The organism is Aliivibrio sp. SR45-2 (genome assembly GCF_963890165.1).
GTDB classification, from domain to species: Bacteria; Pseudomonadota; Gammaproteobacteria; order Enterobacterales; family Vibrionaceae; genus Aliivibrio; species Aliivibrio salmonicida.
Genome location: NZ_CAWPRC010000202.1, coordinates 1 through 10,628, shown reverse-complemented (window position 1 = coordinate 10,628; position 10,628 = coordinate 1). Strand labels below are relative to the sequence as shown.

At 39.0% G+C, this 10,628-nt stretch carries 13 protein-coding genes; 7 read left to right on the top strand and 6 right to left on the bottom strand.

The genetic code is table 11. The annotated features are described in order from the left end of the window. The first annotated feature begins 137 nt into the window (after positions 1-137). The 4 genes from thrS (at position 138) to rplT (ending at position 3,318) form a co-directional block, all read left to right on the top strand. Complete coding sequence (thrS, locus tag AACV33_RS19340) at positions 138-2,066, top strand: threonine--tRNA ligase (RefSeq protein ID WP_017020456.1); 1,929 nt, start codon at positions 138-140, stop codon at positions 2,064-2,066. Positions 2,067-2,069: 3 nt separating this feature from the next. Then, positions 2,070-2,621: a translation initiation factor IF-3 gene (gene infC / locus AACV33_RS19335; RefSeq protein WP_012550353.1), complete on the top strand. Its 552-nt coding sequence runs from the start codon at positions 2,070-2,072 to the stop codon at positions 2,619-2,621. Positions 2,622-2,728: 107 nt separating this feature from the next. Next, a complete protein-coding gene (rpmI, locus tag AACV33_RS19330; RefSeq protein ID WP_012550352.1) occupies positions 2,729-2,923 on the top strand; it encodes a 50S ribosomal protein L35 in 195 nt (64 codons plus the stop codon). Between the two features lie 41 nt (positions 2,924-2,964). Further along, on the top strand, positions 2,965-3,318 hold the full coding sequence (rplT, locus tag AACV33_RS19325; RefSeq protein ID WP_012550351.1) for a 50S ribosomal protein L20: 354 nt from the start codon (positions 2,965-2,967) through the stop codon (positions 3,316-3,318). 90 nt (positions 3,319-3,408) lie between these two features. On the opposite strand, the gene AACV33_RS19320 is transcribed toward rplT, so the two are convergent. From AACV33_RS19320 to AACV33_RS19295, 6 genes are read right to left on the bottom strand one after another with little or no spacing between them, the layout of a single operon-like run. Beyond that, positions 3,409-4,191, bottom strand: coding sequence for a heme ABC transporter ATP-binding protein (locus AACV33_RS19320; protein ID WP_182700560.1), 783 nt, complete (start codon positions 4,189-4,191; stop codon positions 3,409-3,411). Further along, on the bottom strand, positions 4,188-5,225 hold the full coding sequence (locus AACV33_RS19315; RefSeq protein ID WP_065610573.1) for a FecCD family ABC transporter permease: 1,038 nt from the start codon (positions 5,223-5,225) through the stop codon (positions 4,188-4,190). The genes AACV33_RS19320 and AACV33_RS19315 overlap by 4 nt, the downstream gene beginning before the upstream one ends. Before the next feature lie 3 nt (positions 5,226-5,228). After that, a complete protein-coding gene (locus tag AACV33_RS19310; protein ID WP_182700559.1) occupies positions 5,229-6,101 on the bottom strand; it encodes a heme/hemin ABC transporter substrate-binding protein in 873 nt (290 codons plus the stop codon). After that, positions 6,091-6,516 (bottom strand): ExbD/TolR family protein, encoded by a 426-nt coding sequence (locus AACV33_RS19305; protein ID WP_017020451.1) that lies wholly within the window; start codon positions 6,514-6,516, stop codon positions 6,091-6,093. The genes AACV33_RS19310 and AACV33_RS19305 overlap by 11 nt, the downstream gene beginning before the upstream one ends. Beyond that, positions 6,516-7,196, bottom strand: a complete 681-nt coding sequence (locus AACV33_RS19300) for a MotA/TolQ/ExbB proton channel family protein (protein ID WP_017020450.1) — start codon at positions 7,194-7,196, stop codon at positions 6,516-6,518. The genes AACV33_RS19305 and AACV33_RS19300 overlap by 1 nt, the downstream gene beginning before the upstream one ends. Positions 7,197-7,205: 9 nt before the next feature. Then, complete coding sequence (locus AACV33_RS19295; protein ID WP_182700558.1) at positions 7,206-7,940, bottom strand: TonB family protein; 735 nt, start codon at positions 7,938-7,940, stop codon at positions 7,206-7,208. Positions 7,941-8,102: 162 nt separating this feature from the next. On the opposite strand from AACV33_RS19295, the gene hutW reads away from it, so the two are divergent. The 3 genes from hutW to hutZ are packed head-to-tail and all read left to right on the top strand — an operon-like array spanning position 8,103 to position 10,550. Continuing rightward, positions 8,103-9,467, top strand: coding sequence for a heme anaerobic degradation radical SAM methyltransferase ChuW/HutW (gene hutW, locus AACV33_RS19290; RefSeq protein WP_182700557.1), 1,365 nt, complete (start codon positions 8,103-8,105; stop codon positions 9,465-9,467). Between the two features lie 20 nt (positions 9,468-9,487). After that, complete coding sequence (gene hutX / locus AACV33_RS19285; RefSeq protein WP_182700556.1) at positions 9,488-9,994, top strand: heme utilization cystosolic carrier protein HutX; 507 nt, start codon at positions 9,488-9,490, stop codon at positions 9,992-9,994. A 25-nt stretch (positions 9,995-10,019) separates the two neighbouring features. Beyond that, on the top strand, positions 10,020-10,550 hold the full coding sequence (gene hutZ / locus AACV33_RS19280) for a heme utilization protein HutZ (RefSeq protein WP_023603159.1): 531 nt from the start codon (positions 10,020-10,022) through the stop codon (positions 10,548-10,550). The last annotated feature ends 78 nt before the right edge of the window (positions 10,551-10,628 follow it).

Genomic DNA, 10,628 nt, shown 5'->3' with positions numbered 1-10,628 from the left:
CAATAATCGGCTTGTAAGTGTCCCGACCTTTGTGTGGTTGATTGATCCTTACATCATATATAGACAATCTATTATTTCGTTTCATTAATTTTTAGCATGTGTCGCTTCGTGTGCGACACCACTGTAAAGGATAAAACATGCCTGTAATTACTCTTCCAGACGGTTCTCAACGTCAATTCGATAATGCTGTTTCTACTATGGATGTTGCTGCTGACATCGGTCCAGGTCTTGCGAAAGCTTGTATCGCTGGCCGTGTTGATGGTGTTCGTGTTGATGCGTGTGATTTAATTGAAAATGACGCACAACTTGAAATCATCACAGCAAAAGATGAAGACGGTTTAGAAATCATTCGTCACTCTTGTGCGCACCTTTTAGGTCACGCAGTTAAGCAACTTTTCCCAGAAGCGAAAATGGCGATTGGTCCAACTATCGATAACGGTTTCTACTACGACATCGATATGGAGCACTCTTTAACGCAAGACGATCTTGATAAGATTGAAAAGCGCATGAAAGAGCTTGCGAAAACTAAGTACCAAGTAATTAAGAAGAACGTAAGCTGGCAAGAAGCTCGCGATGCATTCGATGCTCGTGGCGAAACTTACAAAATTGCAATCCTTGACGAGAACGTTTCTAAAGACGACCGTCCAGGTTTATATCATCATGAAGAATACATCGACATGTGTCGCGGTCCTCACGTCCCTAACATGAGCTTTTGCCAGAACTTTAAAATTCTGAGCGTAGCGGGTGCATACTGGCGTGGTAACAGCGACAACAAAATGCTGCAACGTATCTACGGCACTGCATTCCAAGATAAGAAACTGCTTAAAGCACACCTTATCCGCCTAGAAGAAGCGGCAAAGCGTGATCACCGTAAAATTGGTAAGCATCTTGACTTGTTCCACATGCAACAAGAAGCGCCAGGTATGGTTTTCTGGCACCACAACGGTTGGACTATTTTCCGTGAGCTAGAAGTTTTTGTTCGTGAAAAACTAACTGAATACGATTATCAAGAAGTAAAAGGCCCATTAATGATGGACCGTGTACTTTGGGAGCGTTCAGGACACTGGGACAAATATGCAGAAGCGATGTTCACAACAAGCTCTGAGAACCGTGAATACGCGATTAAGCCAATGAACTGCCCAGGTCACGTTCAAATCTTTAATCAAGGTCTGAAGTCATATCGTGATTTACCACTGCGTATGGCTGAGTTCGGTGCGTGTCATCGTAACGAACCATCAGGCGCACTACACGGCATCATGCGTGTTCGTGGCTTTACTCAAGATGATGCTCATATCTTCTGTACTGAAGCTCAAGTACAAGATGAAGTAAAATCATGTATTGAGATGGTTTACGATACATACACGACATTTGGTTTTGAAAACATTGTTGTTAAATTGTCTACACGTCCTGAACAACGTGTTGGTTCTGACGAAATGTGGGACAAAGCAGAGGCCGATTTACAGCTTGCTCTAGAGTCAATGAACATTGCTTATGAGATTCAAGAAGGTGAGGGTGCGTTCTACGGACCGAAAATTGAATTTACTTTGCATGATTGTCTGGACCGTGCGTGGCAATGTGGTACAGTGCAGCTCGATTTTGCATTACCAGAGCGTTTAGGAGCAACTTACGTAGGTGAAGATAACGAACGTCACACACCAGTGATGATTCACCGCGCGATTTTAGGTTCACTTGAGCGCTTCATCGGTATCCTAATTGAAGACTACGCAGGCTTTTTCCCTACATGGTTGGCGCCAGAACAAGCGATTGTGATGGGCATTACAGACAAACAAGCTGATTATGTACAAGAAATTGCAAAAAAACTGCAAAAAAATGGATTTAGAGTCAAAGCGGACTTGAGAAATGAGAAGATTGGCTTTAAAATCAGGGAACATACTTTGAAACGTGTTCCGTATATGCTTGTTTGTGGTGACCAAGAAATGGAAGCTGGCGAAATTGCAGTACGTACACGTAAAGGTAAAGATTTGGGTAAATTTAAAATTGATGATTTTGTTGCATTCCTGCAGCAAGAAGTTAGTACCCGAACGCTCAATACTGTGGAGGAATAAGGTATTAAAGGCGGAAAAAGAGCCCAACAGCCGGCAAAACAAAATGCTCATCGTCTAAACGGTGAAATTATTGGCGTTAAAGAAGTGCGCCTTACAGGTCTAGATGGCGAGTCAGTTGGCGTCGTTTCACTAAATGAAGCGTTAGACGTTGCACTTACAGCAGGTGTCGATCTAGTTGAAATCAGCCCGAATGCCGAGCCACCAGTCTGTCGTGTGATGGACTATGGCAAATTCCTCTTCGAAAAGGCCAAGGCTGCTAAAGAACAGAAGAAAAAACAGAAACAGGTCCAAACTAAAGAAATTAAATTTAGACCTGGGACAGATATTGGAGACTATCAGGTAAAACTACGCAACCTGACTGGTTTCCTGGAAGAAGGCAACAAAGTGAAGGTAACAATTCGCTTCCGTGGCCGAGAGATGGCTCACCAAAACATCGGTGTTGACGTTCTTAATCGTTTGAAAGCGGATACTGAAGAATTTGCAGTAGTCGAATCATTTCCAACGAGAATTGAAGGTCGCCAGATGATTATGGTGTTAGCCCCTAAAAAGAAGTAATTTAGTGCATTCAAGTAGTAAAGTGGGGTAGCTGCTCGCAGTTATCCTGTTTTATTCGCCTAATTACTATATGTTTAATCACGCAACAATGCGGAGTTATATTCATCATGCCTAAGATGAAATCAAACAAAGGTGCTTCTAAGCGTTTTAAGAAAACTGCTGGTGGTATCAAATTTAAGCACGCTACGAAACGTCACATCCTGACTAAACGTACTACTAAAAACAAGCGTCAGCTTCGTCCAAACTCTCTACTTGCAAAGTGTGAAGTAGCAGCAGTTTTACGTATGCTTCCATACGCATAATTTTTTAGTTAATTTATTATATTTAGTTTAGGAGAGACACAATGCCTCGCGTAAAACGTGGTGTACAAGCTCGTGCACGTCATAAGAAAGTACTGAAACAAGCTAAAGGTTATTACGGAGCACGTTCACGTGTTTATCGTGTAGCTTTCCAGGCAGTTACTAAAGCAGGACAATATGCTTACCGTGACCGTCGTAACAAAAAGCGTGTTTTCCGTCAACTTTGGATCGCTCGTATCAATGCTGCTGCTCGTCAGAACGGCCTATCTTACAGCCGTTTCATTAACGGTCTTAAGAAAGCATCTATTGAAATCGATCGTAAGATCCTAGCTGATATCGCTGTATTCGACAAAGTAGCATTCGCTGCTCTTGTTGCTAAGGCGAATGCTGCTCTTTAATTAGAACAGTAATAAGGCTTTAAGACTAATTAAGGAGAGCACTAGCTCTCCTTTTTTTATGCCTGTTATTTGACTTTAATGCATAAGAGGTTAAGCCGCATAAACAACGGGGAAATTAAGGGTAGGGTGTGCTTGAACGAATGTCTTGTGCCCATAAACGTGTTCAATCATGGTTGGTGTAATGGCTTCCCATGGCGTCCCATCAGCTTGTAATGTACCATCTTGCAACACAATAACTCTATCTGAGTATTGAGCTGCTAAGTTCAAATCGTGTAATACAATAATCACTGCAGCACCTTCATTTGCAAGCTCTTTAGCTAAACGTAACGTATTATGTTGGTGTGACAAATCTAATGCAGAAGTTGGTTCATCAAGCATAACAATTTTTTTCTGTTGAGATTGGCTGATTTGAGTTAAAACCCTAGCAAAATGAACGCGCTGTTTCTCTCCCCCTGAAAGAGAAGGGTATAGTCTATCTGCTAAATGATGTATTCCTGTTTTTTCCATCATTGTTTGAGTAATGACCCTGAGATCTTTATTTGACAACGCCAATGGTAATCCACCAAGCTCAACAACTTCACTGACGGTAAAAGCAAAAGAGAGAGAACTCTGCTGAGGTAATACGCCGAGTCTTTTTGCTAATAAAGAAGGCTCCCATCTTCCTTTCTCTTTCCCAAAATACGAAATATTGTTAGTTGAACTCATTTCATTGCATAAGATTTTTAAAAGAGTACTTTTACCTGCACCATTAGGCCCAAGTAGTGTGGTTACCTCTCCACAATGAAGATCAAGATTAAGATCATCTAGAATTAATTTATTATTTAAATAGCAGGTAATGTTTTTTGCTGAAATAGCGGTAGAGATGGGATTCATGAGAACTTTCCGCGCTGAGTAAACAGTAAATATAAAAAGAAAGGAGCACCAATAATAGCGGTTACAATGCCGACAGGTAACTCTGCAGGGCTGACAGCAACACGAGCGAACATATCAGCACAGGTAAGTAATAATCCGCCTAATAGAGCTGATAATGGTAACAAAGTACGATGATTAGGGCCTGTCATCATACGACCTAAATGCGGAATGATTAAACCAATAAAGCCAATCATGCCAGATAAGCTAACCGTAATACCAATACCGATAGCGCTTAAAATTATCATTCGCTTTTTTAAAGACTGTACATTAATACCTAAATGTTTTGCTTCAGCTTCACCGAGTAATAGCGCATTTAATCCCGCTGCATTTTTCATGAAAATAGTGAGTAATATGACTAAGCCCAAAAAGGCGAGGAGTAGATCTTGCCAAGATGCACCTGCCAATGATCCCATTGACCATAATGACAAATCTCGCAGCATTTGGTCATCAGCGATAAAATTCAAATAGCCAATCCCCGCACCAGATAATGCACTAATAGCAACCCCAGCCAATAGCATAACCGTAATCGAGGTTCCAAACTGACTCGTACCTAATCGATAAACGATAACGGTTGTTAATGCCCCCCCTAAGAAAGCAAACATTGGGATAGCAGCAAAGTTCATAAAAATAGGGTAGTTGGTACTGATTGATGAAAAAGAAACAATGGCTAATGCCGCTCCAAGGGCTGCGCCTGCAGAGACTCCAATAATGCCAGGTTCCGCTAATGGATTACGGAACAAGCCCTGCATTACTACGCCAGAAATCGCCAAAATAGCGCCGACCAACATACATAATAATGTTCTTGGTAACCTAACTTGATGAATGATTAAATCAATATGAGCAGGGATATTTCTGGTGCCCGGTAATAAGCTACTAAAGCTATCAGCCAACGTAATATTCATTGGTCCAACGGCGATAGAGGATAATGTGGTTAAAAATAAAATGCTAAAACCAATGAGCATTAATTTTGAAAATGAGAGATATTTTAAAAACATAATTTAATTCTGCAGGGGATAAAGAAGAGAATTTAAGCGAGCGGCTTCATCTAAACTGGCAAGACCGAGTCCACCAACAAGTGCAGATCCATTAATGGTTATAATTGCTTTATTAATGCCAGCAGGCGTTGATGCTAATGTCGGTATTGATTTTAAAATATTATCGATGCCTTTTAATTTTTTAAAACTACGGTTGCTCACTAAAATCACATCAGGCTGCATTGCTATCATGGCCTCAATGGATAAAGGCTTGAATGAGGATAATGATTTGCTTGCAGGGTTAATGGCACCCGCTAATTTGATTATCTCATCAACCGTGGTTTCTTTCCCTGCAACATAAGGCGCTCTTCCTTCATGCAGTAATAGAAATAACACTTTTTTTTGTTGTGCTTTATTTGGAATCGTTTTTTCTAACTGATTAACTTGTTGGTGTACTTTCTGTTTAATAATGTCTGCTTGAGATTCTGTTTGTGTTAATTCTGCAATTTCATCAATGCGTTCCAATAATCCTTCTATTGTCGGTGTTGTATTTACAATATTGACGTTAGTCCCAGATTGACTGAGAAGATCCAATGTTGATTTTGGCCCCATTTCATCAGAACCGATAATTCGTGTGGGTTGTAATGCTAACAGCCCTTCAGCTGGAAGTTGTCTGTGGTAACCGATTTTAGGCAATGCTTCGGTTTGCGAGTTACGACTTGTGACATCAACAGCGACTAATTTACCTTGAGCATGTAAGGCGTAAATGAGTTCAGTTACGCTGCTTCCTGCACTAATAATGCGTTCTTGTGCCATCGAGTAAGAAGAGAAAAATAACAGACTGATTGCGAAGAGATTTTTGTTTGCTAGCAATGAGGTATAAGGTTTAGTTTGCATGTGTTTTTTCATCCATTAAAATTTGAGTCGCTTTAATTTTATTGTCTTGTAAAAAGGCGAGTAACTTAATCATATGTTGTATTTCCGCCGTTTTATCTGAAGCAATAACAACTTGAAAATCTGGTTTTTGAGTTACTTTCTTTAACAGGGCTTGAGTGAAATGTTCCCAAGAAGGATAAGGTGTACCATCAAGCCCCCAATAAGGTGGATTTTCTAATATGTTGATAGTAAAAGACTTACTATCAACATTAGAGATAGATTCACTTTCTGCAGAAGGTAAGCTGACTTCTAATGATTGCAATTTTACTGTTGCGGTTAATAATAAAAATACCATGACAATAAAAATGATATCGAGTAATGGTGTGAGGTCAGGTTGAAGATTATCTAACTCTTCTTGTCTATTGGATTGAATCATTAGATAGCCTCTATTGAACGTAATGATGCCTCTTGTTCATTTTTATTTTTCATGGGTGCCACCCCCTCAATCCACAGATTTGTGACATTTAATGAATACTCTAGTTTAGATAGAATGTTATCTGCCCATAGTCCAAGAAGTTGTGAACCTGAAATAGCAGGCACTGCAATGATTAGCCCTATCGCTGTTGTTCTCATTGCAAAGCCCAACCCATCAGCAAGAATATTAGGAGTGATGGATCCCGTCGTTGCCGCTACTTCTTTAAACATATCAATAAGTCCAAGAACGGTTCCAAGTAGACCAAGTAGGGGAGTTATTACGCCGATAAGAGAAAGAAGTCTTAAACCTGAACGAAGCTGATGTCGCTTTTCTTGTAGCCATAATCCTGCGACGTCTTCTCGTAACGCTTTATCAAAATGACGATGGGCTAACAACATTGCGTTGCCTTTGGCCGATAACGCTCGTTGTGAATTCAAAGTAGCGATAATATTATTGATCTCTTTATCATCGTTTTTATTTAACTTTTTATAAGAAAGTGCAATTTTTCGGTGGCTACATCCAGAAGAAAAAAGCAAATGGAGAATACGTTCGGCCAATAATATGAGGGTAAGAACGGAGCAGATAAACAATGGTAATGCCATCATTCCAAGTTGTGAATAAAGGTTGATAAAACCAGTCATGATAACTTCCTATGACTTATTTAAAGAAAAACGAACAGGGATCTGCACACGATGTGCAATGGCCTGACCGTCAATAATTTGAGGGGAAAATTGCCAATTTTGAATCGCTTTTAGAGCAGCGTCATCAAGAATTCCAGTACCTGATGACGTAATTAATTCTTGTTTTATTTGCTTACCTTTTTCATTTAGCCAAATTTCATAAAGCGCAGTGCCTTCTATTCCACGGCGTTGGGCTATTCTTGGATACCTTGGTGCATCAGGCTTAGTTACAAAACTGGGTTTTTGAATAAGTTGTGGTTTTTCAGTTACCCCTGATTTAGACACAGACGCCGTTTGGTCTGGTGTGTTCTTTGAGGTGTTATCTTCTTTATTGATTTCTTTTAATGCCGTGTCTTGTTTCAATTTTACGTTTTCTTGTTTCGCAACAGGTTCTGATTTTTTAGTGATGTTTGGTTTATTAATTACCGCTTTTTTGGGAGTTGGTTTTGTTTTCTTTTTTACTGCTTTTTTTGGGTGCGGTTTTTGAACTGGTTTTTTTTCAATGGATTTAGATTTTTTGGGTTTCAAATCCGTTTTCGCTTTTGACATTGAAGGTGAGCTTGGCGTAACAAACTGAATATTTACCTGAGAAGATTGACTACCGATAGGCATGGCAAAAGCTTGTTTGCTAGGAACAGACCAGATAACTGCAATATGTACAGCAAGGGAGAGCCCAACAGCAATGAAATAACGACAATTAAGCACAATAAACTCCACGCAGTGATGTTGTATTAATAATATGTTTATTATCAATCAAAATCGAAATGAGATCAATTATCAATTGCATTCTCAATAAGAAATAATTTATCATTCATTCCAGAGACGAAGCTCTTAGTAGTTAAGGGGCTGAGAAATTAGAATGAAAGCATGAAAAATCAAATAGATATATCAAGTTTAGATACTTTAATATTGGGTGAGTCTACACCTGAGCCTTTACTTTACGCATTCCAACGTAAATCATCAGCGCATGCAGGTGGAGAAAATACGCCAATTTCAAGTGATTTATATGAAGAAAAAGCGAAGGAAGTTCTCTCAAATACGGAAGGATTAGCCGCAACGAGATGTTTATATATTCATATTCCTTTTTGCCGAGTTCGTTGTACTTATTGTAATTTTTTCCAACACGCCTCAAGTAAATCATTAGTGGAGAGTTATTTTGATGCCTTAATGATTGAAATTAAATGGAAAGCCCAACAGGCTTGGACGCAAGCTGCTCCTTTTCATGCCGTCTATGTTGGTGGGGGAACCCCAACAGATTTGTCTGCCCAACAAATTGAATTATTAGGAAAGGCGGTTCGTACTTATTTCCCACTAACCACGGATTGTGAAATTACTTTAGAAGGGCGTATTAATCGATTTGATGAAGAGATGTTTGAGCGCTCTCTTGAAGGTGGTTTTAATCGATTTTCTTTTGGTGTTCAAAGTTTTAATACTCAAGTAAGAAGATCAGCCAAAAGGCTTGATGATAAAGAATATGTATTACGCCGAATTCAAGAATTAAGCAATAGTAATCAAGCACCTATCGTACTTGATTTGTTATATGGGCTTCCTTTTCAAACAAGTGATATTTGGCAACAAGACTTAAATGATTTTCTTGAAACAGGGGCTCATGGTGTCGACTTATATCAATTAATTGAGATGGGTGGGACACCAATGAAGGGAATGATCGAACAAGGGAAATTGCCACAACCTGCGAGCACAGAAGAAAAAGCGTATATGTATAAATATGGTGTTGAATTTATGAGTAAACACTATTTAAACCGACTGAGTGTTAATCATTGGGCGAGCAGTAATAGAGAGCGAAGTATCTATAACAGCCTAGCTAAAACAACGGCAGAAGTTCTTCCTATTGGGTGTGGCGCAGGGGGGAATGTTGGCGGGATCGGAATGATGCAACATCGAACATTAAATGCTTATATTGATGCTATTCAACAAAATACACTTCCAATCGCCATGATGACTCGTTCGTCTGAGAATTCAGCATTAAATGCGATGATTAAAGCGGGTTTTGATCATGGCGTTTTATCTCGTCATACCTTACTGCAATACAACAATAAAGATGTCTTTGGTTTTCTTATGCCATTATTTATGCATTGGGAAAATAACGGCTTGGTTATTGTTGAAAACGATTATTTAAGTCTAACGTTAGCAGGACAGTTTTGGTCAGTAACGTTGGCACAAAGTGTTATTACCGCACTTCAACATGCTCAACGACACATTCAAGCCGCTTAAAATAAAGAAAGAGAGATATTGTGAAAACAGAAATACTAGCGCTATTTGAAAATGATCCATCTTTATTACCTAGTGAGATGGCAAAACAACTCTCAACAGAGAATCGATTAGTTTCTGAAGGGGAAGTGATTAAAGCATTACCTCATCATATTGTAACGTTAGTTGTAGGAGAAGAAGCTCAAACTATTTTGGAAGGGTTAGTTGGTTTTGGGGATGTAACGACGATTGTTCATTCTTTTGGCTCTATTTTTGAGGTTAAAGCCCCATTCCCGAAAGGAAAACTAGCTCATGGTTACTATGACTTAATGGGACGTAATGGCGAGTTACACGGTCACTTAAAAATAGACTTAATTATTGATATTGCTCTAGTGAGTAAACCATTTAGAGGATCTGAAAGTCATTATTTTGGATTTTTTGATAAAGAAGGAAATTCTATATTTAAGATATATTTAGGACGAGATAAAAAACGTCAATTACTTCCTGAACAAGTCCGTGCTTTTTGTGTCTTAAAAGAAAAATACGCATAAAAATAATTATAGAAAGGAAAGTCAGATGAACCAAGACATCAAAAAAGAACGTTTACAAAATCGTTTAGAACCAGAAATTCAAGAGTTTCGTGATTCCAAAAAAACACTTCAACTTGCTACGGTTGATAGCGAAGGAAAGCCAAACGTGAGTTATGCACCTTTCGTATTACTTAATGATGGTTACTACGTGTTAATTTCAGAAATAGCGCGTCACACTCGTAATTTAATGCAAAATACAGACGTATCTTTAATGCTTATTGAAGATGAAGAATCGTCAAAATTACTTTTTGCTCGTAAGCGTTTAACTTTTGATGCGACAGCCATTTTAATTGATCGTGATGAAGATAAATGGCAAGAAGCCGTAACTCAAATGAGACTTCGTTTTGGTGAAATAATTGACGGGCTTAGCTCACTAGAGGACTTTAAAATGTTTCGTCTTAAGCCAATTAAGGGCTTGTTTGTAAAAGGTTTTGGTCAGGCATTTCAAGTAAGTGGTGATGACTTAGTGGATTTTGTCCATTTAGAACAAGGTCATAAAAAGCACGAAAAAGCGTAATTGGCCTCCAATATATAGAATGAACATCAGCCCAAGTATTCGTACTCGGGCTTTTTTATTATAGAAAAGTGAGGTAAC